Annotated in this window: 18 protein-coding genes and 1 pseudogene; 9 read left to right on the top strand and 10 right to left on the bottom strand. The window is 72.3% G+C overall.

Going from position 1 to position 24,112, the window contains the following annotated elements; all coding sequences use genetic code 11:
* Window positions 1-71 precede the first annotated feature (71 nt).
* On the bottom strand, window positions 72-1,337 hold the full coding sequence (locus IG78_RS0135500) for an extracellular solute-binding protein (RefSeq protein ID WP_455430823.1): 1,266 nt from the start codon (window positions 1,335-1,337) through the stop codon (window positions 72-74).
* Window positions 1,338-1,605: 268 nt separating this feature from the next.
* Here IG78_RS0135500 and IG78_RS0135495 point away from each other — a divergent pair, with 268 nt between their 5' ends.
* On the top strand, window positions 1,606-1,821 hold the full coding sequence (locus tag IG78_RS0135495) for a dodecin (protein WP_030571831.1): 216 nt from the start codon (window positions 1,606-1,608) through the stop codon (window positions 1,819-1,821).
* A gap of 123 nt (window positions 1,822-1,944) precedes the next feature.
* Here IG78_RS0135495 and IG78_RS0135490 read toward each other — a convergent pair whose 3' ends face one another.
* Together IG78_RS0135490 and IG78_RS0135485 are read right to left on the bottom strand one after the other, a co-directional pair.
* Window positions 1,945-2,445 (bottom strand): phosphatase domain-containing protein, encoded by a 501-nt coding sequence (locus IG78_RS0135490; RefSeq protein WP_030571828.1) that lies wholly within the window; start codon window positions 2,443-2,445, stop codon window positions 1,945-1,947.
* A 25-nt stretch (window positions 2,446-2,470) separates the two neighbouring features.
* Window positions 2,471-3,670, bottom strand: a complete 1,200-nt coding sequence (locus IG78_RS0135485; protein WP_030571825.1) for a PP2C family protein-serine/threonine phosphatase — start codon at window positions 3,668-3,670, stop codon at window positions 2,471-2,473.
* Window positions 3,671-3,889: 219 nt separating this feature from the next.
* On the opposite strand from IG78_RS0135485, the gene IG78_RS0135480 reads away from it, so the two are divergent.
* Window positions 3,890-4,753 carry a SigB/SigF/SigG family RNA polymerase sigma factor gene (locus tag IG78_RS0135480; protein ID WP_037687371.1) on the top strand — a complete coding sequence of 288 codons (864 nt, stop codon included), beginning with the start codon at window positions 3,890-3,892 and terminating at the stop codon, window positions 4,751-4,753.
* A gap of 35 nt (window positions 4,754-4,788) precedes the next feature.
* Here the strand turns inward: IG78_RS0135480 and IG78_RS0135475 are convergent, their stop codons facing one another.
* Window positions 4,789-6,276 (bottom strand): amidase, encoded by a 1,488-nt coding sequence (locus tag IG78_RS0135475; RefSeq protein WP_030571820.1) that lies wholly within the window; start codon window positions 6,274-6,276, stop codon window positions 4,789-4,791.
* 187 nt (window positions 6,277-6,463) lie between these two features.
* Here IG78_RS0135475 and IG78_RS0135470 point away from each other — a divergent pair, with 187 nt between their 5' ends.
* From IG78_RS0135470 to IG78_RS0135455, 4 genes are all read left to right on the top strand, one after another.
* A complete protein-coding gene (locus tag IG78_RS0135470; RefSeq protein WP_030571817.1) occupies window positions 6,464-7,075 on the top strand; it encodes a TetR/AcrR family transcriptional regulator in 612 nt (203 codons plus the stop codon).
* Window positions 7,072-8,241: an MsnO8 family LLM class oxidoreductase gene (locus tag IG78_RS0135465; RefSeq protein WP_078965867.1), complete on the top strand. Its 1,170-nt coding sequence runs from the start codon at window positions 7,072-7,074 to the stop codon at window positions 8,239-8,241. Before IG78_RS0135470 ends, IG78_RS0135465 begins: the two co-directional genes overlap by 4 nt.
* 42 nt (window positions 8,242-8,283) lie before the next feature.
* A complete protein-coding gene (locus IG78_RS0135460; protein WP_030571811.1) occupies window positions 8,284-10,662 on the top strand; it encodes an excinuclease ABC subunit UvrA in 2,379 nt (792 codons plus the stop codon).
* 104 nt (window positions 10,663-10,766) lie between these two features.
* Entirely contained in the window at window positions 10,767-11,762 is a 996-nt protein-coding gene (locus IG78_RS0135455; RefSeq protein ID WP_051853245.1) for an MBL fold metallo-hydrolase, read from the top strand.
* A 19-nt stretch (window positions 11,763-11,781) separates the two neighbouring features.
* On the opposite strand, the gene IG78_RS0135450 is transcribed toward IG78_RS0135455, so the two are convergent.
* Genes IG78_RS0135450 through IG78_RS0135440 form a run of 3 tightly spaced genes read right to left on the bottom strand, consistent with a single transcriptional unit; the run spans window position 11,782 to window position 15,221 of the window.
* Entirely contained in the window at window positions 11,782-12,528 is a 747-nt protein-coding gene (locus IG78_RS0135450) for a succinate dehydrogenase/fumarate reductase iron-sulfur subunit (RefSeq protein WP_030571804.1), read from the bottom strand.
* Window positions 12,525-14,510 carry a fumarate reductase/succinate dehydrogenase flavoprotein subunit gene (locus IG78_RS0135445; RefSeq protein ID WP_030571801.1) on the bottom strand — a complete coding sequence of 662 codons (1,986 nt, stop codon included), beginning with the start codon at window positions 14,508-14,510 and terminating at the stop codon, window positions 12,525-12,527. The genes IG78_RS0135450 and IG78_RS0135445 overlap by 4 nt, the downstream gene beginning before the upstream one ends.
* A gap of 3 nt (window positions 14,511-14,513) precedes the next feature.
* Window positions 14,514-15,221, bottom strand: a complete 708-nt coding sequence (locus tag IG78_RS0135440; protein ID WP_051853250.1) for a succinate dehydrogenase — start codon at window positions 15,219-15,221, stop codon at window positions 14,514-14,516.
* A 94-nt stretch (window positions 15,222-15,315) separates the two neighbouring features.
* On the opposite strand from IG78_RS0135440, the gene IG78_RS0135435 reads away from it, so the two are divergent.
* Window positions 15,316-16,191, top strand: coding sequence for a LysR family transcriptional regulator (locus IG78_RS0135435; protein ID WP_030571795.1), 876 nt, complete (start codon window positions 15,316-15,318; stop codon window positions 16,189-16,191).
* Between the two features lie 137 nt (window positions 16,192-16,328).
* On the top strand, window positions 16,329-19,172 hold the full coding sequence (locus IG78_RS0135430; RefSeq protein WP_157855989.1) for a hypothetical protein: 2,844 nt from the start codon (window positions 16,329-16,331) through the stop codon (window positions 19,170-19,172).
* A 146-nt stretch (window positions 19,173-19,318) separates the two neighbouring features.
* On the opposite strand, the gene IG78_RS0135425 is transcribed toward IG78_RS0135430, so the two are convergent.
* The 3 genes from IG78_RS0135425 to IG78_RS0135415 all read right to left on the bottom strand — a co-directional run bounded on the left by IG78_RS0135425 (window position 19,319) and on the right by IG78_RS0135415 (window position 23,555).
* A complete protein-coding gene (locus tag IG78_RS0135425) occupies window positions 19,319-21,469 on the bottom strand; it encodes a putative bifunctional diguanylate cyclase/phosphodiesterase (protein WP_030571789.1) in 2,151 nt (716 codons plus the stop codon).
* Window positions 21,466-22,278 (bottom strand): SAM-dependent methyltransferase, encoded by an 813-nt coding sequence (locus IG78_RS0135420; protein WP_030571786.1) that lies wholly within the window; start codon window positions 22,276-22,278, stop codon window positions 21,466-21,468. The genes IG78_RS0135425 and IG78_RS0135420 overlap by 4 nt, the downstream gene beginning before the upstream one ends.
* A gap of 230 nt (window positions 22,279-22,508) precedes the next feature.
* Window positions 22,509-23,555, bottom strand: a complete 1,047-nt coding sequence (locus tag IG78_RS0135415) for an SCO0930 family lipoprotein (protein ID WP_030571783.1) — start codon at window positions 23,553-23,555, stop codon at window positions 22,509-22,511.
* Between the two features lie 262 nt (window positions 23,556-23,817).
* Between IG78_RS0135415 and IG78_RS50735 the strand changes: the two are divergent.
* Window positions 23,818-24,112: pseudogene (locus IG78_RS50735) on the top strand (hypothetical protein); the annotation flags it as partial.

The raw sequence follows: 24,112 nt of genomic DNA, 5'->3' as shown, positions 1-24,112 counted from the left end.
GGAGCGGGTCGCCTTCTGACCGTGCGCCGGGGGGTGGGGCACACCACGCGCCCCGACCCCCGGCGTCGCGGTCAGGAGGCGTCCAGTTCCTCGGTGAGCCGGGCGGACGCCGCCCTGGCCGCGGCGGGCGCGTCGGCGCCGCCGAGCACCTTGGACATGTACTTCTTGATCGGGTTGTCGGCCTCCACGGCCGCCCACTGGGGCGAGTTGGGCGTGGCCCGGCCCTGCGCGGCCCCGGTGGCCATCGCGGCGACGGCGGCCTCCCCGGCGACGGCGGAGGCCAGCGTCGTCTTGTTCGGCACGTAGTCCATGGTGCGCGCGAGGTCCCGCTGCCACTTCTCGCCCGCGAGTGCCTTCACGACCTCGACGGCGCCCTTGCGCTCGCCGGTGCCGTCCCGCACGACCAGGTCGGAGCCGCCGGTGAAGACGGCGCCGGGCTTGCGGGCGGTCTTGCCGGGGACGGGGAAGTAGCCGAGCTTGCCCTTCAGTTCGGGGTTCTTCTCCTCGATGGCGCGGGCGACACCGGGCACGGCGATGAGCTGCGCGACGTCGCCCTTGGCGAACACGCCTGCCTGCGGCGGGTGTTCCTCGTCCGCGTTCGGCGGTCCTTCACCGAGTGCCTGCAACTGCCGGTAGAAGTCCATGCCGCGCAGCGCGGCGGGCGTGTCCAGGGCGCCCTGCCAGTTGCCGGAGCTCTCCTTGGCGAGGTCGCCGCCCTCGTCCCAGATGAAGCCGGCGAGGGTGTACCAGTCCTGGCCCGCGAGGTAGATCCCCTGGGTGGAGCCGGAGTTGAGCCGCTCGGTGTCCGCGAGCCACTGCTGCCGCGTCTTGGGGGGCTGCTTGATCCCGGCCTGCGCGAACAGGTCCTTGTTGTAGATCACGACACGGTTCGCCGCGTACCAGGGGATGCCGTACTGGCCCCCGTCGTAGCGGCCCGGCTCGGCGAGGCCCGGCAGCCAGTCCTCCATGCCGAGGTCGCGGGCGGACTCCAGGGTGAGGTCCTCCAGGCCGCCCTGGTCGACGTACTGGGCGACCTGGGTGTTGCCGACCTCGATGACGTCGGGCCCGTCGTCGTCCTTCAGTGCCGTCTTGACCTTCTCGCCGATACCGGTCCACTCCTGGAGCTCGATCTCCAGGTCGAGGTTGCCGTGCTGCTTCTCGAAGTCCTCGGTGAACCGCTTCAGGAAGGCGTCCGAGGCGCTCCCCCGCATCAGCCACACCGTGACGGTGCTGCGGTCGTCACCGCCACCGGGCAGATGGCTGCAGCCGGGCAGCAGGGCGGTGGAGGCGAGAGCCAGGGTAAGGGAAAGGGCGATACGGAGGCGGCGCGGGTTCACGTCGGTCACTTTCTGACTGCGGACAGCACGGGGGTAGCCCGACGTGGGGAAGAGCTCAAGCTCGAAGGAGCACAAGCTCGAACGGGTGTGCAGGATTTTGGTATGGACCAACTCGCCGGTCAAGGGGCGTGCGCACATTTGTGGCACATCTGTGGCACTTAGGTGGACGCGTGCCCACAGATTCCCACGATTCCTCCGGGAGGCCCGCACACGTACCCGGCACTACCGTGGAGGGCACCGCACTGCCGCGGAGAGGAGAAGCCCGCCCATGTCCGACCACACCTACCGGGTCACCGAGATCGTCGGCACCTCGCACGAGGGCGTCGACCAGGCCATCCGCAACGGCATCGAACGCGCGTCACAGACCCTGCGCGGCCTCGACTGGTTCGAGGTCACCCAGGTACGCGGCCACATCGAGGACGGGGAGATCCAGCACTTCCAGGTCGGCATGAAGGTCGGTTTCCGCCTGGAGGACGCCTCCTAGGCCCCGCGTTCGAGGACGCGTCCCGGGCCCCCGCGTTCGAGGACGCGTCCCGGGCCGCCCCGTTCGAGGTCGCGTCCCGGGGCGCGACCGGCCCGCACGGCTCGGCTGTCGGTCGCGCGCCTCTCACGTACGCCCCTGCCGCTCCTGCGCGTCCCGCAGCTCCGCCGACGCGCTGCCCCAGCGCGCCCGCACCACCGTGAACCCGGCCCGCTCCGCGTCGGCGCACACCAACTCGTCGTCGTCCACCAGCATCCGGACCTCCCGGTTCCGGGCGAGGCGGCGCAGGATCTCCAGCTTGGTGTGGCGGGCGGGGCGCCGGTCCTGGTCGCCGCGCATCCAGACCCGCCCGGCTGGCAGGCCCTGCGCGGCCAGCCAGGCCTCGGTGTCGGCGCGGCAGCGCTCGGGCCGCCCGGTCAGATAGACGACCTCGCACTCATCGGCGCTGTCGCGCGCGAGCCGCACACCCCGCTCGAGCGGCGGGTCGGCGGAGGCGGCCGCGAAGAACGCGTTCCAGTCACGCGGTCTGCGCCGCAGATGGCGCTGGCGGTGCGCGGTGTCCGCGAGCGTGTTGTCGAGGTCGAACACGGCGAGGGGCCGCTCGCCCCAGCTTTTGTCGTACGTCACGCGGCCAGCCTAAGGAACCCGCCCGTCACCTGCCCGTCGGGCACCACTCAAGGAGCAACAGCGTCGCGTCGTCGCGCAGTTGGTTCCCCTGCCGGTCGAGGATGGAGTGGATGAGCTGGCGCAGCGCCTCCGGGGCCGACTCACCCGCGGCCGTCGCCCGGATGATGCTGTCGGTGAACCGCTCCAGACCGAACTGGGCGCCGCCGCCGGTGCGCAGCTCCGTCACGCCGTCCGTGTACATCAGCACCCGGTCGCCGGGTTCGAGGGGCTCCTCGTGGACCACCCACGGGACGTCGGCCAGCAGGGCGGGCGTGCCGAGGGGCGGCTGCGGCGGGCGTTCGAGCGCGCCGCCGAGCACTCGGTGGTCGCGGATGAGCAGGGGCGGCGGGTGCCCGCAGTTGCACCACCGCAGCACCCCGCTCGCGAGGTCGAGCTGGCCGAGGATGCCCGTGCAGAACTGCTCGGGCAGCCACCGCGCGAGCGCGTGCTGGATGGTGTCGACGAGCTCGGGCAGCTCGGCCTCGGCCCGCCGGGCGTTGCGGCAGCCTGCCATGGCCACGGACGTCGTCAGGCCCGACGCGAGGTTGTGGCCCATGGCGTCCAGGATCGCCACGTGCAGGGTGGAACTGGTCAGGGAGTGGTCGAAGACGTCGCCGCCGATGTTGTAGGCGGGTTCGAGTACGGCGGTCGAGACGACCTGGGAGTTGCCGACCGTACGGGGCGGCAGGAAGGCCCGGAGCATCTCGGCGGGGAGCTGCATGGGCTGGGAGCGGGTGCGGAGCGCGAAGCTGTCGCTCGACGCCCGCTTCGAGGTGATCACCATGGCCAGGATGGAGGCCAGTATGCGGCAGCGCCGCAGCAGCACCCCGTCGATCAACGGTGCGGTGGCGCCGATCACGCCGAGCCGCTCGGCCCCGTCGATCAGCGGCAGCCACGTGGTGATCTTGCCGCCCCTGGCCAGTTCCTCCACGCGCAGCTCCTGCGCCCGATAGGCCGATCCGGCGACGGACGCGGACACGCTCAGGGCGGGCGGCCCCTGCGCCAGCGGCACCAGGGACCGCTGCTGGAGGTCCACGAGGTACACGTCGATCCGGTCCAGGCCCTCGACGTCGGCGAACCGCTGCACCAGGGCGGGCAGCTCCGCCGGGGTCGCCGCGTGCGCCGCGGCGAGGAGCTCTTCGAGCAGTTGCTCCCCCGGCCCGGACGCCCTCGGTTGGCTCACCATCTGTGATCACCGCCTCGGGAGCAGTCTCACACCGGGCTCCGGATCCCGCCCGTGCTCGGCCCCGGTGCGTGCGCGGGTCCTCTGGCCTCCCGGCCGAGGGGCCATGGTCCCGGCGGTTCGTGCGCAAGGTCCCCGTGTGCGGCGCCGCCGATCGCGGAACCAGACGCCAGACCGCACGAACCGGCTGAGGGAGTTAGGGCTGTGCCAAGCAAGACCGGTATGCGCCACGCCAGGGGGCACGCACGCTCCCGTACGGCCGACGTCGACCTGCCGTGGATCGAGGAGGCGGTCCAGGTCGCGCCGCGCGACGCGCGGGAGCTGACGAAGCTCTTCTTCGACCGGCTCCAGAGCCTGGAGCCGGACACGCCCGAGTACGCGTACGCGCGCGACACCCTGATCGAGATGAACGTCACCCTGGTGCACTACGTGGCGAGCCGGTACCGCAACCGCGGCAGCGGCCACATGGAGGACATCGTCCAGGTCGGGACGGTGGGGCTGATCAAGGCGATCGACCGGTTCGACGTGGGCCGCGGCTTCGAGTTCACCTCGTTCGCCGTGCCCTGGATACTCGGCGAGATCAAGCGCCACTTCCGTGACACGAGCTGGGCCGTGCACGTGCCGCGCAGACTCCAGGAGCTGCGGTCCGAGCTGTCCAGGTCCCAGGAGCGGCTCTCCTGCGTCCTCGGCCGTGAGCCGACGGTCAAGGAGCTCGCCGCCGACCTGGGAGTGCCGCAGGAGCAGGCCCTGGAGGCGATCGTGGCCGCCAACGGATACGCCGCCGGGTCCCTGGACGCCCCGAACGATCCGGGCGAGGACGGCGACACCCGGAGCGGCGGCCGCTCGGTCGCCGATGTCATGGGCGCGCCCGACCCCGCCCTGGAGATCGTCGAGCAGTTGCACGCCCTCGCCCCGCTCCTGGCGGAGCTCGGCGAGCGGGAGCGCCGCATCATCGAGATGCGGTTCGGTCAGGAGCTGACCCAGGCCGAGATCGGCCGGGTCCTCGGCCTCTCGCAGATGCATGTGTCGCGGCTGCTCTCGCACACCCTGGCACGACTGCGCGCGGGCCTGCTCACCTGCGACTAGCGGGCAGGGGCACGGCTGGCGGGCAGGGGGCACGGCTAGCGGGCAGGGGCACGGCCGGTGTCCAGGGGAGCCGACCCGGCCCACACGCCCGGGACGCGGTGGGCCCAGGGGGCGGCGCGCTCCAGTTGCCCGGCGAGGCGGAAGAGGGTGTCCTCGCGGCCGTGTCCGGCGGCGAACTGCAGGCCGACGGGCAGGCCGGTGGCGGCGTCGGACTCCAGCGGCACGGACATGGCGGGGGTCCCGGCGACGTTGTGGACGGCGGTGAAGGGCGAGCGGTCGAAGATCCGGTCGATCCATCCGGCGCCGTCGAGGTCCTCGACTCCTTCGGCGTACTCGCCCAGGCGCGGCGGCAGTTCCGGCAGGGTGGGGCTGAGCAGCACGTCGTACCTCAAGAAGTGGCGGCCGACGCTGCGGGCGACGGTGTTGCGCACACCGAGCGCGCGGACGAAGTCGGCGCCGGTGACGCGGCGGCCCCAGAAGTAGCCAGCGAGCGTCTCGGGCTGCACGGTGCTCAGGCCGACGGTCCTGCCGGTGGCGGCGGCCAGGCCGTCGAGCCAGGGGACCAGGTTGGCCGTCCACAGCCGGGCGTTGGCGAGCACGTACTCCGCCCAGCTCACGCCGAGGTCCAGCGTGGCCTCCGACACCTCGTGGCCGAGCGAGGCGAGGAGTTCCGCGGTGCGGGACAGGGCGGCGGCCACCGGGCCCTCGGTGCCGCGGCCCCCGCCCGCCCCGGCGACGACGCCGACGCGCAGGCGGCCCGGGTCGCGGGTGACCTCGTGGGCGTAGACGCGGTCCGGCTCCGCGGCGAAGTACGGGTCGCCGCTCTCGGGCCCCCGCATCCGGTCGAGCAGCGCCGCGCTGTCGCGCACCGTGCGGCTGACGGAGCCCTGTACCGCGAGGCCGTTGAAGATCTCGTCGGCGTCGGGCCCCAGGGAAACCCGGCCCCGGGTCGGCTTCAGACCGAACAGTCCGGTACCGGACGCCGGTATGCGGATCGAGCCCGCCGCGTCCGTGCCGTGGGCGATCGGGACGACACCGGCCGCGACCGCCGCCGCCGCGCCGCCGCTGGAGCCACCCGCCGAACGGCCGAGGTCCCAGGGGTTGCGGGTCGGCCCGTACAGGACTGGCTCGGTGGTGATGCCATAGGCGAACTCCGGGGTCGCGGTGCGGCCGAAGGTCGCGAGGCCGGCCGCGCGGAAGCGGCGCATCAGATACGAGTCGTCCGGCGCGATCAGGCCTTCGGCGAGGCGGCTGCCCAGCTCCGACCGCTTGCCCGCCATGGTCACGCCCACATCCTTGATCAGGAAGGGCACCCCGGCCAGCGGCGCCTGCCCGGCGGCCGCCGGGCCCGCCGTCTCGCCGCCTTCGGCGGGCCAGGTCTCCACGACCGCGTTGACCAGCGGGTTGACGGCGGCGACTGCCTCCAGCGCGACCGCTTCGAGTTCGGCCGCTGTCACCTCACCACGGGCGACGAGCCCGGCAAGCCCCACGGCGTCATGGGTCACGTACTCCGACAGCTTCATGGGAATCCCTTCACAGCCAGTACCGTTCGGTTCCGAATGATACCGATCGGTATCATGCAAGACCGGACGGTACCGTAGCATGGGATCTCGCCGACGGTCGGACGGGGTCCTTCCAGCCCGTCAGGCGTTTGCGGACGAGGCGCGAAGCGCCGATTGTCTGAACGGATCCCAACGGAAGGGGGCAGACATGCCGGAAGCAGCAGAAGAGGCGAGGCCCGGCCGCGCGAACCGCGTGGCCAAACTGCCACCCCGTGAGCGCATCCTCGACGCGGCCGAGGAGCTGTTCCACGCCGAGGGGATCAGGGGCGTCGGCGTCCAGGCCGTCGCGGACAGGGCCGGGACCACCAAGGCCGCGCTGTACCGCCATTTCGGCACCAAGGACGCGCTGGTCGCGCAGTGGCTGCTGATCGTCGCCGCCGACTACGTGGCGGCCTTCGACCGGGTCGAGGAACGGTGGCCGGACGAACCCCTGGCGCAGATCAGGGGAGTCGCGGCGTTCGTCGTCGACACCCTGTCGACGATCTCGCACCGGGGCTGCCCCTTCATCAACTCCCTGGCCGAGCTGCCCGACCGCGACCACCCGGCGCGCCAGGTCATCGAGGCACACAAGGCGCGACAGCTCCGCCGTCTCACCGCCATGTGCGCGGCGGCCGGTCTCACGGACCCCGAGGGGGCCGCGGCGGAGATCACCTTCGCCCTGGAGGGGGCCCAGGTGAGCGCGCAGAACGGCAGCGTGGACCGCATCGGCGAACGGCTCGTCACGTTCGTCGACGCCGTACTCGTACGGCACACGGCATGAGCGGCGGCACGCGGGACCGAGAGCCGGGCGGCTCCCCCGCGGCAACGGGCCGGGCCCCCGCCGTCCCCAGGGTGCGGTTCTCGGTGCTCGACCGCTCCCGCACCCGGGAGGGGCACGACGACACCGCGGCACTGCGGGACTCCGTGACGCTCGCGCGGGAGCTCGAAGACCTCGGCTACCACCGGTTCTGGGTGTCCGAGCACCACGGTGTGCCCGGGGTCGCGGGTTCGGCGCCGACCGTTCTCGCGGCGGCGGTCGCCGCGGCCACGCGCACGATCCGCGTGGGCACCGGCGGTGTGATGCTGCCGAACCATCAGCCGCTGGTGGTGGCCGAGCAGTTCGGGGTGCTCGAAGCGCTCTTCCCGGGGCGGATCGACATGGGGCTCGGCCGGTCCGTCGGCTTCACCGACGGTGTGCGCAGGGCGCTCGGCCACGACAAGCACGACGCGGACGACTTCGCCGCCGATCTGACCGAACTCCTCGGCTGGTTCCGCGGCACGTCGGGCACGGGCGTGCACGCCCGTCCGAGCGAGGGCCTGAAGGTCCCGCCGTTCGTCCTCGCCATCGGCGAGGGCGCCGCGATCGCGGCGGCCGCGGGTCTGCCGCTGGTCATCGGCGACATCAGGGGCCGCGAGAAGATGCTGGCCGCCATCGACCGCTATCGCGCCGCGTTCCGGCCCTCCGTCTGGTCGGACGAGCCGTACGTGGTGGTCTCGGGCACCGTCGCCGTCGCGGAGTCCGAGGCGGCGGCCCGCCGCCTGCTCGTGCCGGAGGCCTGGTCGATGGCCCACTCGCGCACCCACGGCACGTTTCCGCCGCTGCCGCCCGCCGAACGCGTCGAGGAGCGCGCGGCGACCGGCGCCATGGGCCAGAAGGAGCGCGACCTCTACGAGTCGGGGCTGCGCGGGCACATCCACGGCACCGAGGACCAGGTCGCCGAGGCCCTTGAGACCCTGATCGGGGAGAGCGGCGCGCAGGAGGTCCTGGTGACCACCAGCAGCTACGACCGCGAGGGCCTGCGCGACTCCTTCCGGCGCCTCGCCCGGATCACCGGACTGACCCCGCCCGCCCCCTCGCCCACCCCCGTCGCGTCCACGCCCACGTCCGCACCCGCCCTCGCGCAAGGCACCGGACGCCCCCGGGGTGCGGAAAACCCCCCGGCCTAGAATCGTGGGGTTTGCCCCCGATCCGCGTACGGAGCCCGCCCCATGCACAGTCGCCCCGACCACGGCCACGATCCCTTCGTACGGGTCCGGGGTGCCCGGGAGCACAATCTGCGCGGGGTCGACGTGGACGTGCCGCGGGACGTCCTCGCCGTGTTCACCGGGGTCTCCGGGTCGGGGAAGTCCTCGCTCGCCTTCGGGACGATCTACGCCGAGGCCCAGCGGCGCTACTTCGAGTCCGTCGCCCCGTACGCGCGCCGCCTGATCCACCAGGTCGGCGCGCCGAAGGTCGGCGAGATCACGGGGCTGCCGCCTGCCGTCTCGCTCCAGCAGCGCCGCGCCGCCCCCACCTCCCGCAGCTCCGTGGGAACGGTCACCACGCTGTCCAACTCGCTGCGGATGCTGTTCTCCCGCGCGGGCGACTACCCGCCGGGCGCGGAGCGGCTCGACTCCGACGCCTTCTCGCCCAACACCGCGGCCGGGGCCTGCCCCGACTGTCACGGCCTCGGCCGGGTGCACCGCACGACCGAGGAACTCCTGGTCCCCGACGCCTCCCTGTCCATCCGCGAGGGTGCCGTCGCGGCCTGGCCGGGCGCCTGGCAGGGCAAGAACCTGCGGGACGTCCTCGACGCACTCGGCCACGACGTGGACCGCCCGTGGCGCGAGCTGCCGAAGGCCGACCGCGAGTGGATCCTGTTCACCGACGAGCAGCCGGTCGTCACCGTCCACCCGGTGCGCGACGCGGGCCGCATCCAGCGCCCGTACCAGGGCACGTACATGAGCGCCCGGCGCTACGTCATGAAGACGTTCGCCGACTCCAAGTCCCCGACGCTGCGCACGAAGGCGGAGCGCTTCCTGACCAGCGAGCCGTGCCCGGCGTGCGGCGGCACCCGGCTGCGCCCCGAGGCACTCGCCGTCACCTTCGCGGGCCGCACCGTCGCGGAGCTGTCCGCGCTGCCCCTGACGGACCTCGCGCGGTGCCTGCGGGACGCGGCGGGGTCGGGGGCGGGAGCGGCGGGCGCGCAGTTGGCGAGGGTCCTCACCGACGACCTGCTCGCCCGCATCGCCACGATCACCGACCTTGGCCTTGGCTACCTCTCCCCCGACCGCGCGACCCCCACCCTGTCCGCGGGCGAGCTGCAACGCCTGCGCCTGGCCACGCAGTTGCGTTCGGGGCTCTTCGGCGTCGTCTACGTCCTCGACGAGCCGTCGGCGGGACTGCACCCCGCCGACACGGAGTCGCTGCTCACCGTCCTCGACCGGCTCAAGGCCGCGGGCAACTCGGTGTTCGTGGTCGAACACCACCTCGACGTGATGCGGCACGCGGACTGGCTGGTGGATGTGGGCCCGCGGGCGGGCGAGCACGGCGGCCGGGTGCTGCACAGCGGCCCGGTGGCCGACCTGGAGACGGTGACCGAGTCGGCGACGGCACGCTTCCTGTTCGACCGGACACCCGTGACGGCACGTCAGGCGCGGGTGCCACGGGGCTGGTTGAAGGTCGGGCCGGTGTCGCGGCACAACCTGCGGGACGTGACCGCGGAGTTCCCGCTCGGCGCGTTCACGGCGGTGACCGGCGTGTCGGGGTCGGGCAAGTCCACGCTGATCGGCGAGCTCACCGACGGCCTCGCGGGCGTGGACCGGCTCGTGTGCGTGGACCAGAAGCCGATCGGGCGCACCCCACGTTCCAACCTCGCCACGTACACCGGGCTCTTCGACGTCGTCCGCAAGGTCTTCGCCGACACGGACGAGGCGCGGGCGCGCGGCTACGGCGTGGGGCGCTTCTCCTTCAACGTGGCGGGCGGCCGCTGCGAGACCTGCCAGGGCGAGGGGTTCGTGAGCGTCGAGCTGCTCTTCCTGCCGAGCACCTACGCCCCCTGCCCGGACTGCGGGGGCGCCCGCTACAACCCGCAGACCCTTGAGGTCACCCACGGCGGGCTCACCGTCGCGGACGTACTCGACCTGACCGTCGAGGCCGCCGCGGGCTTCTTCGCCGACACCCCGGCCGTGCTGCGCAGCCTGCGCACGCTCCTTGACATCGGGCTCGGCTATCTGCGGCTCGGGCAGCCCGCGACGGAGCTGTCCGGCGGGGAGGCGCAGCGGATCAAGCTGGCGAGCGAGTTGCAGCGGGTGCGCCGCGGGCACACCCTCTACCTCCTCGACGAGCCCACCGCCGGGCTGCATCCCGCGGACGTGGAGGTCCTTGTGGGGCGGTTGCACGAGCTGGTGGACGCGGGGCACTCCGTGGTGGTCGTCGAGCACGACATGTCCGTGGTGGCAGGGGCGGACTGGGTGATCGACCTCGGGCCCGGCGGTGGCACGGAGGGCGGGCGCGTGGTCGCGGCCGGAACGCCCGCGGAGGTGGCCGCGGTGGCGAACAGCCGGACGGCGCCCTATCTGGCACGGGCGACTTCTCCCCGTGCATGACCCTCAAGGCACGGCCTCTGACCTGCTGTCATATCGGAAACCATATGGACTCCGGATCGATCAGATCTTGGACATGGCGGCTTCCGGCCTGGTCTCCTGCCGCCATGCACACCGACGAGCGACACCTCAGTCCCGGCCGCCGCACCCTGCTGCGCGGCGCCGCCATCGGCGCGGCCGTCCCCCTCCTTCCGGGCACCGCGGTGGCCGACACCCCCGCGCCGGCCACCGGAAAGCGGACCGCGGGCTCCGTCTCGTACCGCTGGCTCGGCACCTCGGGCTGGCGGATCGACCTGCGGCGGCAGGACAAGCCGTCGGCGACCGTGCTCGTCGACCCCTATGTGACCCGCTTCCCCACGGGGTTGTTCACCGGCGCGTTCGACCCCGGAACCCAACTGCGCACCGACAAGGCGCTGGTCCGCGGGCACGCGGGCACACCGGAGCTCATCTGCGTCACGCACACCCACTGGGACCACCTCAACGACGTGCCGTTCCTGGCCCGCTCGACGGGCGCCCGGGTCATCGGCACCGAGACGACGTACCACGTACTGCGCTCGTTCGGGGTGGACGCGGCACGGATCATCGTGGTCAAGGGCGGGGAAGTCCTGGACTTCGACGGGTACGTGGTGGAGGTGGCGAGCTCCCGGCACAGCCGCAACGGCTCGTACTCCTACTTCGCCCCCGGCACTCTCAACGCGCCGCCCGCGACCGCGCCGCGTACGGTCTCCGATCTTCCGGAGGGCGACACGCTCGCTTTCAAGGTGACCCCGGACGACGCCCCTTCGGCGCTGTTCATGGGCGCGAGCGACTTCGACGAACGGTCCTTCGCCGGGCTCGCGCCGGACATCGCGATGGTCGCGGTGGCATCGACCGCGTCGACATACCGCTATCTGCCGCGGCTGCTCGACACCCTCGGCCGTCCCGGTGTGCTCGTGCCGGTGCACTGGGACGACTTCGAGCGGCCGCTGAGCCTGCCGCCCCGCAAGGACGGCGCGGGCCTGGACGACTTCCTCGACCGGGCCCGCGCGGTCAGCCCCGGCTCCCGGATCGTGGTGCCGGACTACGAGACGGCGTACGGGGCGGATCTGCGGCCCCGCGGGTAGCCGCGGGAAGCCGCCGCCGTCAGCGCCGGGCCTTGCGCGTGGCCCGCAACCACTCCTTGTTCATGGCCGTGATCGACGGCAGCGGGATGCCCTTCGGGCAGGCGGTGGCGCACTCGCCGGTGAGGGTGCAGCCGCCGAAGCCCTCGGCGTCCATCTGCGTGACCATGTCGAGGACCCGGGTCTCGCGCTCGGGGGCGCCCTGCGGAAGGACGTTGAGGTGGTTGACCTTCGCCGAGGTGAACAGCATCGCCGAGCCGTTGGGGCAGGCCGCGACGCAGGCGCCGCAGCCGATGCACTCGGCGTGCTCGAAGGCGAAGTCCGCGTCCGGCTTCGGCACGGGGGTGGCGTGCGCCTCGGGGGCGGACCCGGTGGGGGCGCTGATGTAACCGCCGGACTGGATGATGCGGTCGAAGGCGGAGCGGTCGACGACCAGGTCCTTGACGACCGGGAACGCGGCCGCCCGCCACGGCTCGATGTCGATGGTGTCGCCGTCCTTGAAGGACCGCATGTGCAGTTGGCAGGTGGTGGTGCGCTCGGGTCCGTGCGCGTCGCCGTTGATGACGAGCGAGCAGGCACCGCAGATGCCCTCGCGGCAGTCGTGGTCGAAGGCGACCGGATCCTCGCCCTTGACGATGAGTTCTTCGTTGAGGGTGTCGAGCATCTCCAGGAAGGACATGTCGGCCGAGATGCCGTCCACTTCGTACGTGGACATCGCGCCGTCGGCGTCGGCGTTCCGCTGGCGCCAGACGCGCAGGGTGAGCTTCATGCGTAGCTCCGCTGGGTGGGGTGGACGTACTCGAAGACGAGGTCTTCCTTGTGCAGGACGGGCGCGGTGCCGGTGCCGGAGAACTCCCAGGCGGCCGCGTACGAGAACTCCTCGTCCCGGCGTTCGGCCTCGCCGTCCGGGGTCTGGGACTCCTCGCGGAAGTGGCCGCCGCAGGACTCGGCGCGGTGCAGCGCGTCGAGGCACATCAGCTCGGCGAGTTCCAGGTAGTCGACGATGCGGTTGGCCTTCTCCAGGGACTGGTTGAACTCCTCGCCGGTGCCGGGGACCTTGATGCGGCGCCAGAACTCATCCCGGATCTGCGGGATGCGCTCCAGGGCCTTGCGCAGCCCGCTGGCGGTGCGCGCCATGCCGCAGAACTCCCACATCAGCTCGCCGAGTTCGCGGTGGAAGGAGTCGGGGGTGCGGTCGCCGTCGACGGCGAGCAGCAGGTTCAGACGGTCCTCGGTCTCGGCGAGTACCTCGCGGACCACCGGGTGCTCGTCGTCGACCTCGTCCTGGTGCGGGTGGCGGGCGAGGTAGTCGTTGATGGTGGACGGCAGCACGAAGTAGCCGTCCGCGAGGCCCTGCATCAGGGCGGAGGCGCCGAGCCGGTTCGCGCCGTGGTCGGAGAAGTTGGCCTCGCCGATCGCGAACAGGCCCGGGACGGTGGTCTGGAGGTCGTAGTCGACCCACAGGCCGCCCATCGTGTAGTGCACGGCGGGGTAGATCCGCATCGGCACCTCGTAGGGGTTCTCCGCGGTGATGCGCTCGTACATGTCGAAGAGGTTGCCGTACTTCTCCTCGACCGCCGCCCGGCCCATGCGCCGGGTCGCGTCCGCGAAGTCCAGGTACACGCCCTGGCCGCCGGGGCCCACTCCCCTGCCCTCGTCGCAGACGTTCTTGGCCGCGCGGGAGGCGATGTCGCGGGGCACGAGGTTGCCGAAGGAGGGGTAGACGCGCTCCAGGTAGTAGTCGCGCTCGTCCTCGGGGATCTCGTTGGCCGGCCGGGTGTCACCCTTGGCCTTCGGCACCCAGATACGGCCGTCGTTGCGCAGCGACTCGCTCATCAGGGTGAGCTTGGACTGGTGGTCGCCGGTGCGCGGGATGCAGGTGGGGTGGATCTGGGTGAAGCAGGGGTTCGCGAAGTACGCGCCGCGGCGGTGGGCCCGCCAGACGGCTGTCGCATTGGAGTTCATGGCGTTCGTCGACAGGTAGAAGACGTTGCCGTAGCCGCCGGTGGCAAGGACGACAGCGTCCGCGAAGTAGGTGTCGATCTTCCCGGTGACGAGGTCCCGGGCGACGATGCCGCGGGCCCGTCCGTCGACGACGATCACGTCGAGCATCTCGGTGCGCGGGTGCAGCTCCACGTTCCCCGCGGCGATCTCCTTCGACAGGGCCTGGTAGGCGCCGAGCAGGAGCTGCTGGCCGGTCTGGCCGCGGGCGTAGAAGGTGCGGGATACCTGGACGCCGCCGAAGGACCGGGTGTCGAGGAGCCCGCCGTACTCGCGGGCGAAGGGCACGCCCTGGGCCACGCACTGGTCGATGATGTTGACGGAGATCTGGGCCAGGCGGTGCACGTTGGACTCGCGGGCGCGGAAGTCGCCGCCCTTGACGGTGTCGTAGAACAGGCGGTGCACGGAGTCGCCGTCGTTGCGGTAGTTCTTCGCCGCGTTGATACCGCCCTGCGCGGCGATGGAGTGGGCGCGGCGCGGCGAGTCCTGGTAGCAGAACTGCACGACGTGGTAGCCCTGTTCGGCGAGGGTGGCGCCCGCGGAGCCGCCCGCGAGGCCGGTGCCGACGACGATGACGGTGTGCTTGCGGCGGTTGGCGGGGTTGACCAGCTTGGCCTCGAAGCGGCGGGTGTCCCAGCGTTCGGCGACGGGGCCCTGCGGCGCCTTGGTGTCGGCGACCGGTTCCCCGGTGGTGTACGCGGCGTATTCCGCGTACTCGGTGTTCTCGGTGTTCTCGGCGGAGGAATTCATCGGTCAGCTCACCACTCCGGTCATGACACCGACGGGTACGGAGACGAAGCCCACGGTAAGGAGCAGCGCGAGCCCGTTGGCGCAGGTCTTCAGGACGCGGTCGCGGGCCGCGCTGCCCACGCCGAGGGTCTGGGCGGCACTCCAGAACCCGTGCCGCACATGGAGGCCGAGGGCGCAGACGGCCACGATGTAGATGACGTTGCCGTACCAGGTGGAGAAGGTGTCGATGACGTTCTGGTACGGGTGCAGATGCTCGTAGCCGCCCGGGTGCACGGTGCCCGTCGTCAGGTCCAGGATGTGCCAGACGATGAACAGGCCGAGGATGATCCCGCCCCACCGCATGGTGCGGGTGGCGTAGCTCGCGCGCGGCTTCTTGTGCACGTACTTGCTCGGACGTGCCCCGATGTCGCGGCGGCTGAGCTGGTACGCGGACACGGCGTGCGCGACGACGGCGACGACCAGGCCGAAGCGGACGACCCACAGGGTCCACTCCCAGCGCATGACGGGCGCGCCGAGGGTGCGCAGCCAGTGCGCGTAGTGGTTGAAGTCCCCGGGCCCGAAGAAGATCTTCAGGTTCCCGATCATGTGGGCGACCAGATAGAGGAGCATGATCAGGCCGCTCACCGCCATCACGGTCTTCTTGCCGACGGTGGAGTCCCACACCGTGCGCGGGAGGGACGGCCGTCGGTCCGTCCGCGTTGCCAGAGCCATGTCAGGCACGCTACGGCCGAAGGTCCCCATCAGTCCAAGAGATGGTTCTGCTCATCTTCATAGCCAATACCTATGAAGGCGTATCGTGGCGCCCATGCAGTTCCAACAGCTCCTCTACTTCGTCGCCGTCGCCGAGACCCGGCACTTCACGCGCGCCGCCGAGCAGGTGCACGTCTCGCAGCCGTCGCTCTCGCAGCAGGTGCGGGCCCTGGAGAACGAGCTGGGCGCCGAGCTGTTCAGCCGGGCGCGCGGCAACATCGCCCTCACCGACGCGGGCGAGGCGCTGCTTCCACTGGCTCGCCGCATCCTCGCCGACGCCGACACGGCCCGGATCGAGGTGCAGGAGCTGGTGCAGTTGCGCCGGGGCCGGGTGCGGCTCGGGGCGACGCCGAGCGTCTGCACGGGTCTGCTGCCGCAGGTCCTGCGCGACTTCCACGACCGGCACCCCGGCATCCAGCTCCTGATCGAGGAGGGCGGCAGCCACGACCTGGTCCGCCAGCTCGCGCGCGGCGCCCTGGACCTGGCCCTGGTCGTGCTTCCGCTGCCGACGGCGTCGCCCGCCCTGACGACGGTGGAGCTGCTGCGCGAGGACCTGGTGGTGGTGTCCGCGCCGAGCGCTCCGGGCCTCGGCGCGTCCGCTCGGGTCGCCGACCTCCAGGGCGAGCGCCTCGTGATGTTCCGGCACGGGTACGACCTGCGGGAGCTGACGGTCGCCGCCTGCCGCGCGGAGGGCTTCGAGCCCGAGTTCGCCGTCGAGGGCGGCGAGATGGACGCCGTCCTCGGCTTCGTCCGCGCGGGACTCGGCGTCGCCGTCGTCCCCCGCATGGTCGCCGAGCGCGCGGGCAGCGACCTGCGCATGACTCCCCTGTCCCGCCCACGGCTGCGCCGCACCATCGCGCTGGCCCACCGCAGCGACGTCGCGCCGCCGCGGGCGGCGCGCGAGTTGCAGCGGATGCTGTTGTCGCGTTGAACGGCCAGGGGGCGCGAGCCGTCGCGCGCGCCCCGGGACAGTGCCCTGCGCGCTGGGTATTTCACGCCATCCCGAGGGTGCCGCGAGCCGTGCGCCCGGCTCTAACCTGACTCTCCTTGAGCGGGAGGGGGCGCCCCATGGCAACGGCTCAGGGCGGGGGCACGGCGGCGGGCAGCACCGCCGCGGGCAGATCTGCGGGCGGAGCGGCGGGCCGGGCGACGGCCGTGGTGCTGCTGTGCGCGGTGGTCGTGGGGTGTGCGGTGTGGGCGTCGAACGAGTGGGGCGACACCACTCGGCGCCAGGTCGCCGGGCAGCAGGTGGAACGCGCGCAGGCCGGGCTCAGGACACTGAAACCCACCAACCCGTCGGTCCTCCCCGTGCCCACGGCGAACGACAGGCCGGGCAAGGGCAGCAGCGGTGAGATCGTGGTGCGCGTCAGCCGTGCCAAGGGCGCCGACTGGCGGGTCACAGCACATTACCGGCTGCTGCTGCGCGAGTCGGACCCGCTCGTGGCCCGGCTCAGGGCCCAGCCGGTCCTCTTCGGCCGCGTCTCCGCCATCATGCCGGGCGGCTACGCGACCGCCCTCGCGGTCCGGCGCAACGACACGGACCGGACCTACCCCGAGCGCGGCACCGTCAGCCAGGCGTCCGCCCACGGCACCGTGACGGTCACGGCCGAGCACAGCATGACGTTCACGAACCTCCAGCGCGGGGCCCAGATGGCCTACCGCCTCGGCACCCTGCCCGTGGACACCGAAGCCAAGCCCGTACCGCGCCCGCCGGGACGCTGGCGCTGGCGCATGGACGTACCCGGCGGCTGGGGTTTCAGCGTGAGCGGGCGGCCGACCCTGCAGACGGCGAGAACGGTGCGGTACACGCTGCCGGAGCGGCCTGCGCCGATGTCGGTCGTGGCCGAGCTCATCGGGCCCCGCACCACGCAGAAGGGCGAGCGCCGCCCCGCCTGGCAGGTCCGTCCGGGCAGCAGCCAGGAGGCCCTGCTCTCACTGCTCGCCCTGGCCGCCGTCACCGTAGGCGCGCTGTCCGCCTTCCTCACCGCACCCGGCGGCTCGGCCGCGAGCCCCAGGCGGACCCGTGCCGCCGTCGCGCTCACCGTCACCGCGCTGCTCGGCGCCGTCGCCGCGCTGCTCGTGCACTCCTACTCCAGCAAGTGGCGGGTCCTGTTCTGGCTCTGGGGCGCCGTCAGCTATCCGCACAACGCGCTCGTCCCCAACACCCTGCCCCTGGAGTCCCGCACCCAGGGCACGCTCCTGGGTGCGGTCCTGTTCGTCCTGCCGGTGCTCGCGGTCACCGTCACACTGCGTCTGCGCGCCGGCCGCTTCCCGCACCGCGCCGAGCTCTGCCTCCTCGCCGCCCCCGCACCGGCCCTCGTCCTGATGGCCTGGCTCATGGGCGGCGGCCACTGGACCCGGGCCGTGCTGACCTGCGTCGTGACCGCGTCGGCCGCCGCCTGCGCCGTGTACGCGGCGCTGCGGTGGCGGCTGTGCGGGTCCGCCGCGCGGCCCTGGGCCGCGCCGCTCGCCGTGGCGGCCTGGACGGCGGTGGCGGCCGTCGTGGTGCTGCAGGTCCTGCCGTGGGAGTTCCAGCTCTCACCCGTCGACGGAACCGTCACCCTCACCGACCGTGTTGTCGGCGTCTCCTGGCCCCTGGCATTCCTGCTTCCCGTGCCCTGGGTGACCGCGCTGCTCCTGCTGGCCTGCCCGCTGCTGCCACCGGTGATCCGCCCCGCCTGGAAGGGGCGCCTCGCCCTTGGCGCGGTGCTCGTCACCGCCCTGCTCCCGTGGTGGACGTCGCTGCGCAGGACCGACCGCCCGGCCACCAGCGACCTCTTCGCCCAGCTCGCGGGGCAGTGGCCCGGCGACGACTTCATCTACGGAGTGCGCACCATCGCCCCCGCCGTCCAGGTGATGTGGTGCGCCGCCGTCGTCGTGCTCCTCGCCCACCTCTACGCCGGCGGCACCGATCGTGGCCGCTGGGGCCCCGGGGCCCGCCGCGACTGCGTCACGCTGCTCCTGTTCGCCGCGTCCGCGACCGTCATCGGCTCACCCGACAGTTGGCTGCCGTACTGGACCACGGCAGCCGCCCTGCTCACCGCCTGGGCGGGCGCGCACCTGCTGCTCCCGCCCGCCCGCGCGGCCCACGCCGAACGCCTGCACGCGCTGTCCGGCGCCGCCCACGCCAGGCTGCTCAACTCCCTGGCCCGCGCGCTGCTCTTCGCCGAGGGCAGACACCGCTTCCTCACCTCGTCCCGCTCCACCCTCGCCGACACCTCGCTGGCCGCCGACAGTTGGGAGGAGACCTGGCAGAGCCTGCGGCAGCCCACCGCGGCGGACGCGGCACGCGAGACGGCGCGGCTCAAGGCCGTCGCGCTCGGCGGCTCCGCGGGCCGTACCGCCTGGCGCAACGGCATCACCGCGGCCGCGGTCACCGCGCTGCTCACCCTGCCGTGGACGGCGTGGACGCTGTGGCAGGCCGACGGCTACAGCGGGGTGCCCGAGGCGGTGACCGTCGCGGGCGCGCCGACCTGCGTCTGGCTCGCGCACGGCTTCGCCTACGGCTATCTGTATCCGTGGCTGCGGGGCAACACCCCGGTGGCCAAGGCGGGTTGGCTGTGGGCGGTGATGTCGGCGGTGCAGGTCCTGCTGCTCGTACCGCGGCTGCGCGTGCCGCAGGGGCCGATCGCGCTCTCGGTGTTCCTGCTGCTCGCCCAGAGCACCGTCCTGGCCCTCGGCCTCGCCCTGTACTGGGAGATCCGCCTGGTGCGCAGGGCGGACCTGCTGTGGGGCCACATCCGCAACTTCCGCCGCCTCTCCTCGCTGGCCACCCCGCTCAGCGCGGTACTCGTCGCGACCATGGCAGCCGTGGCCACCGTCCTCGCGACGACATGGGCGAACAACGTCACGTCCCCGGTCGAAACCCCGAGCCCGTCCCCGTCGACGACATCGACCCCGGAGCGCCCTTAGGCCGGAGCACCCTTAGCCGGAGCACCCTGAACGACGCGCCCCGAAGGGGCGCGGGGAACAGCGCGCCCAGCCGCAACACACCCGCAGCCGCGCAGCAAGCCCCAGGCGGCACCCCGAGGCGCAACCGCCCAAGGCGCCCCCGCCAGCTACCGCGTGTCGGCGAGCGCCAGCTCGTGCAACCGATCCGGCGGCCCGGGCCGCGCGTAGTACCAGCCCTGAGCGGTGTCGCAGCCCAGCTCACGCAGTTGGTCGGCCTGCGCGCCGGTCTCGACGCCCTCGACCGTGACGGCCAGGTCCAGGCTGTGCGCGAGGGACACGATGCCTTCGATGATCTTCAGGTCCACCGGGTCGGCGGGGAAGTGCTGCATGCCCTGGGTGAAGGCGCGGTCGAGCTTGAGGATGCTGACCGGCAGGCGGCGCAGATTGGCGAGGTTGGAGTAGCCGGTGCCGAAGTCGTCGAGCGCGATGTCGACGCCCATCTCGGCGAGCCTGCGCAGCGGCTTCAGCAGGTCGTCGTCGGCGCCGATGAGCGCGGACTCGGTGACCTCCAGGCACAGCGAGTCCGGTGCGAGGCCCGCGCGCTCCAGGATCTCCACGGTGTCGGAGACCAGGCCGGGGTGGGTGAGCTGGCACGGTGACAGGTTCACATTGACGCGCAGCGGGCTCACGGCCTGCTCCGCTCCGGTGCGCGCCTCCCAGGCACGCGCCTGCCGCACCGACTGTTCGAGGACCCAGCGGCCGAGCGGCACGATGAGTCCGGTGTGCTCGGCGAGCGGAATGAAGCGGTCCGGACTGATGACGCCGTGCTGCGGGTGCAGCCACCGTACGAGGGCCTCCGCGCCGCGCACGCTGCCGTCGCCGAGGTGCACGAGGGGCTGGTACTCGATGAAGAACTCGCCGCGCTCCAGGGCCACCGGCAGCGCCGTGGTGAGCCCGTGCCGGGTGATGGCGCGGGCGTCGGCCTCCGGGTCGGCCAGTTCGTAGCGGTTGCCGCCCGCGTGCTTGGCGCGGTACATCGTGATGTCGGCGCTGCGCAGCACCTCCGCGGCCCCGCGGTCGGCGGCGGGTCCCTCGACGACGCCGATGGAGCCGCGCACGGTCAGCTCGCGGCCTTCGACACGGATCGGGGTGGCCAGCGCGTTCATGATGCGGCCCACGAGGTCGTCGACCTCGCGCTTGGTGTCGGGGCCCGTGGTCAGCGCCACGAACTCGTCGCCGCCGAGCCGCGCCACCATCTCCCCCGGCGCGGTCGCGCAGGCCTGCAGCCGGTCCGCGACCTCCACCAGGAGCCGGTCGCCCGCCGCGTGCCCGAGGCTGTCGTTGACGGTCTTGAAGCCGTCGAGGTCGAGATAGCAGAGCCCGAACCGGGCGCCTTCACCGGCCGCGAGCGCCTTCTCCAGGCGCTCGAAGAACAGCGTCCGGTTGGGCAGTCCGGTGAGGGCGTCGTGGGTGGCCTCGTAGCGCAGGCGCAGGTTCAGGAGCCTGCGCTCGGTGGTGTCCTCCATCAGCGCCAACTGGTACTGCGGCGCCCCGTCGGCGTCACGCAGCAGGGACACCGTCAGATTGGTCCACAGGACCGTGCCGTCGGGACGGTAGAAGGCCTTCTCCACGCGGTAGTGCTCACGGTCGCCGCGCACCAGCTCCTCGTACAGCTTCCACACGTGCGGGGAGTCGTCGGGGTGCGTCCACTCGGCCATGTTGCGCCCGCGCAGGTGCTGCTCCAGGCCGCCGAACATACGGATCAGCGCGTCGTTGGCCTCCAGGACCGTGCCGTCGAGGTCGGCGATGCCGATGCCGACGGCGGCGCCGTGGAACACCGCGCGGAACCGGGCCTCGCTGGCGTGCAGGGCCTCCGCGACGGTGCCGCGCGCCTCCAGGGCGGCCCGGGCGATGGCCTCCTGCTCGATCAGGGTCCGCTCGCGCAGCGCCCGGGCGAATCCGGCCGCGACGGCGTGCTGGATCCGGGAGCAGCGCGCCCGCAGCTCCTCGCGTTCACCGGTGCCGCCGTCCGCGCCGCAGTAGAGGACGAGGTAGGCGTCGACGACATCGAGGGTGCGGCTCAGCGCCTCCGGCTCGGTGCAGTGCGCGGCGACCAGGGACTCGCCCACGGCCTCACTCCCGGCGGCGACGAACACCCGCTCGTCGAGGGCGGCGCGCAACTGCCGGGCGAGCGGCAGCAGCAGGCGCTCGAAGTCGGGTCGGGTGATCGAGGTCGCGGTCACCGGGAACAGCGCACGGCTCCAGATCGTGGCGAACCTGCGCAGTCTGTCCTCCGGCCCGTCCGGTTCCGCGCTCAACGCTTGCGTCCCACGCCGGCGAACCCGGAGAAGGACCACGGGTCCTCGTCCACGAGCTCCGTGTCGGCCCGCCAGTGCGGCATCGGCACGAGGCCGGGTTCCACCATGTCGTATCCCTCGAAGAACCGCGCGATCTCGGCACGCGATCGCATGATCAATGGATTGCGGATGTCCTTGTATACGCCGACGGTCCCGCCGGCCTGTTCCTGCGGAACCGGTATCCCTTCGTACGAGGCATGTGTCACGGCGATCAGGCTGCCGGGCGCCAACGCGTCCCGCAGTTCGGCGACCGCCGCGTAGGGATCGTACGCGTCCTCGACGAAGTGGAGTATGGCCACCAGGAGAAGCGCGACCGGCCGGTCGAGGTCCAACTGGTCCCGCACCTCGGAACTGCCCAGGATGTCGCGGGGTTTTCGCAGATCCGCGTAGGCCGCAGCGGCCTGGTCATTGTCTTCGAGAACCGCACGGCTGTGCGCCACGGCGACCGGATCGTGGTCGACGTACACGACGCGCGCGGCCTCGTCGGCCCCCTGGGCCACTTCGTGCACGTTTCCGAATGTAGGGATTCCCGAGCCGATGTCGAGGAACTGGGTGACGCCCTCGCCGACGGCGAAGCGCACGGCTCGGCGCATGAAGGCACGATTCGCCTGCACGATCTTGGGCAGTCCCGGCATGAACTCCATCGCCCTGCGCGCGGCCACCCGGTCCACCTCGAAGTTGTGGGAGCCGCCCAGGTAGTGGTCGTACACCCGGGCCACGCTCGGCATCGCGATGTCGATGCCCGGCGGGGCCCAGTCGGGACGCTCCATCAACACTCCAAGGATCGGGCAAAGATCGTTGTCAAGGCGAGCCGGTGTTCGAAGGTGAGGCTACTGATCGTCGGCCAACGGAGCGAGTCAAAACGGAAATTGGCCGTCCGTTCTCGGTCACTGCCGTTGGCAAGTGCCGTACACACACCGAAGAACCGGCCCATTCCTTCCCTTTGGTGCGGAAGGAACGGACCGGCCGAGGGGTGGCGGGGCCTTCGGGGCCCGGCGGGCTACTTGGTGGCGCCCACCGCCTTGCCGTTCGGTGCCGCGGCGTACCAGGTGCCGCCGACGCCCTGACCGTTGGTGTCGCCGGGCTTCTTGTCACCCGCGAACGTGTACAGCGGCCAGCAGTCGATCGTCTGCTGCTTGATGCCGTCGGGCCGGTCGAAGGTGACGAAGCCCTTCTTCAGGATGCCCTTGGTCTCGTTCTTCCCGACGGGTTCGACGACCGGCCACTTCTTCAGGCAGGCGCCGGTGCACGCCGACTTCATGGGCCAGGCGGAGTCCTTGGTGAAGCGGTAGACCGTCATGCCGTTCTTGTCGACGACGATCTCGCCGAGCTTCGGGTCGTTGCGGGTGGAGAGCCCGGCCGGGTCGGCGGGCCGGGCGGCGTCGTCCCCGGCGTCCCCCGCGTCGTCCCCGGCGTCCGCGCCTGCGTCCGCGCCGCCCCCGGCGCCGGGTGCGGCCTTCTTGCCGTCGGGCGCCGCCGCGTACCAGGTGCCGCCCACGCCCTGTCCCTTGGCGTCGCCGGGCTTCTTGTCCTTGGCGAAGCGGTACATCGGCCAGCCGTCGATGGTGAGCTGCTCGGTGCCGTCGGCGCGGGTGACCTCGCCGAGCAGCGACTTGTCGACGCCGGGGGCGGCCTCGGAGCCCTTGGCCGCGACGACGGGCCAGGCGGTCTCGCAGGCGCCGTCGCAGTTGGACTTGGGCGGCTGGGCGGTGTCCTTGTCGAACCGGTAGAGCGTCAGGCCCGCGCTGTCGGTGACGACCTCGCCGAGCTTCTCGCTGTCCCACACGGCCAGTTTCCCGGCGGACTTGGCCTTGCTCGCGCCCTCGGCGCTCCCCGAGTCCGAGCCGTAGCCGTTGCCCGAGCCATAGCCGTCGCCCGCCCCCGCCCCGTCCTTGACCGGGGCCTCGTTGCCCACGTTCTGGCCCTTGGGGGACTGCTCGCCCTTCTCCTGACCGCACGCCGTCGTCAGCGCCAGCAGGGCCGCAGCCGCCGCTACGAGCGAGGCGCTCCGCCGGGCCCGGAGGGAGCCCCCTGATACATGCCGCATCTCTTACTCCTGCTGTCGCTCAGCCGTGGTGACGCCACTCGCGTCACGGTGACGCCTGCTGCGTCACGCATGGCCCTAGGTACGAGAAGGAACGGGCGCAGCGTTCAACGCGCCCGGGAAAAAATTTCCTGTGGTGTACGGGTGTGGGATCGCTCGGCACGCGCTCCTCGGGGTGGCGAACCCCCGTCCGACCGCTCCCCCCTTCGAGCGATCGTGCGCCTCCTCGCGCCCGCGCGGGCGGCGCACGCCTCATGATCTGCTCGTGCCCGGATCCTCCCGGGGCCGTTCGGCCCCCGTCACCCGTGCCCTCGCGCTGCTCACTCTGGCCTTGCTACTCGGCGCTCCGGCGGGCGCCGCGGCGGCGCCCGCCGACGCCTGCGCGTACGCGTCGGGCGGAACCGCGACGGCCGCCGCAGGCAGCGGTGTGCGGTGCACGCCGTCCCCGACGCCCCCGCCGAAGCCGACGCCGAAACCCCCCAAGCCCCCCAAGCCCACGCCCCCCAGACCCCCCGAGCCCACTCCCCCGCCCAAGCCGACGCCGACGCCGCCACCGAAGC

This window comes from Streptomyces aureocirculatus (assembly GCF_000720475.1).
In the GTDB taxonomy this organism is placed as follows: Bacteria; Actinomycetota; Actinomycetes; order Streptomycetales; family Streptomycetaceae; genus Streptomyces; species Streptomyces aureocirculatus.
Note: the sequence above shows the minus strand (reverse complement) of the source record. Positions and strands in the feature narration are given on the sequence as shown.

Excerpts from the sequence above, each read along its gene's own strand:
- IG78_RS0135460 (WP_030571811.1), top strand. The coding sequence starts at position 8,284 with ATGCACAGTCGCCCCGACCACGGCCACGATCCCTTCGTACGGGTCCGG.
- IG78_RS0135445 (WP_030571801.1), bottom strand. The coding sequence starts at position 14,510 with ATGAATTCCTCCGCCGAGAACACCGAGAACACCGAGTACGCGGAATAC.
- IG78_RS0135430 (WP_157855989.1), top strand. The coding sequence starts at position 16,329 with ATGGCAACGGCTCAGGGCGGGGGCACGGCGGCGGGCAGCACCGCCGCG.
- IG78_RS0135475 (WP_030571820.1), bottom strand. The coding sequence starts at position 6,276 with ATGAAGCTGTCGGAGTACGTGACCCATGACGCCGTGGGGCTTGCCGGG.
- IG78_RS0135420 (WP_030571786.1), bottom strand. The coding sequence starts at position 22,278 with ATGGAGCGTCCCGACTGGGCCCCGCCGGGCATCGACATCGCGATGCCG.
- IG78_RS0135455 (WP_051853245.1), top strand. The coding sequence starts at position 10,767 with ATGCACACCGACGAGCGACACCTCAGTCCCGGCCGCCGCACCCTGCTG.
- IG78_RS0135495 (WP_030571831.1), top strand. The coding sequence starts at position 1,606 with ATGTCCGACCACACCTACCGGGTCACCGAGATCGTCGGCACCTCGCAC.
- IG78_RS0135440 (WP_051853250.1), bottom strand. The coding sequence starts at position 15,221 with ATGGCTCTGGCAACGCGGACGGACCGACGGCCGTCCCTCCCGCGCACG.
- IG78_RS0135465 (WP_078965867.1), top strand. The coding sequence starts at position 7,072 with ATGAGCGGCGGCACGCGGGACCGAGAGCCGGGCGGCTCCCCCGCGGCA.
- IG78_RS0135435 (WP_030571795.1), top strand. The coding sequence starts at position 15,316 with ATGCAGTTCCAACAGCTCCTCTACTTCGTCGCCGTCGCCGAGACCCGG.
- IG78_RS0135450 (WP_030571804.1), bottom strand. The coding sequence starts at position 12,528 with ATGAAGCTCACCCTGCGCGTCTGGCGCCAGCGGAACGCCGACGCCGAC.
- IG78_RS0135480 (WP_037687371.1), top strand. The coding sequence starts at position 3,890 with ATGCGCCACGCCAGGGGGCACGCACGCTCCCGTACGGCCGACGTCGAC.
- IG78_RS0135415 (WP_030571783.1), bottom strand. The coding sequence starts at position 23,555 with ATGCGGCATGTATCAGGGGGCTCCCTCCGGGCCCGGCGGAGCGCCTCG.
- IG78_RS0135485 (WP_030571825.1), bottom strand. The coding sequence starts at position 3,670 with ATGGTGAGCCAACCGAGGGCGTCCGGGCCGGGGGAGCAACTGCTCGAA.
- IG78_RS0135470 (WP_030571817.1), top strand. The coding sequence starts at position 6,464 with ATGCCGGAAGCAGCAGAAGAGGCGAGGCCCGGCCGCGCGAACCGCGTG.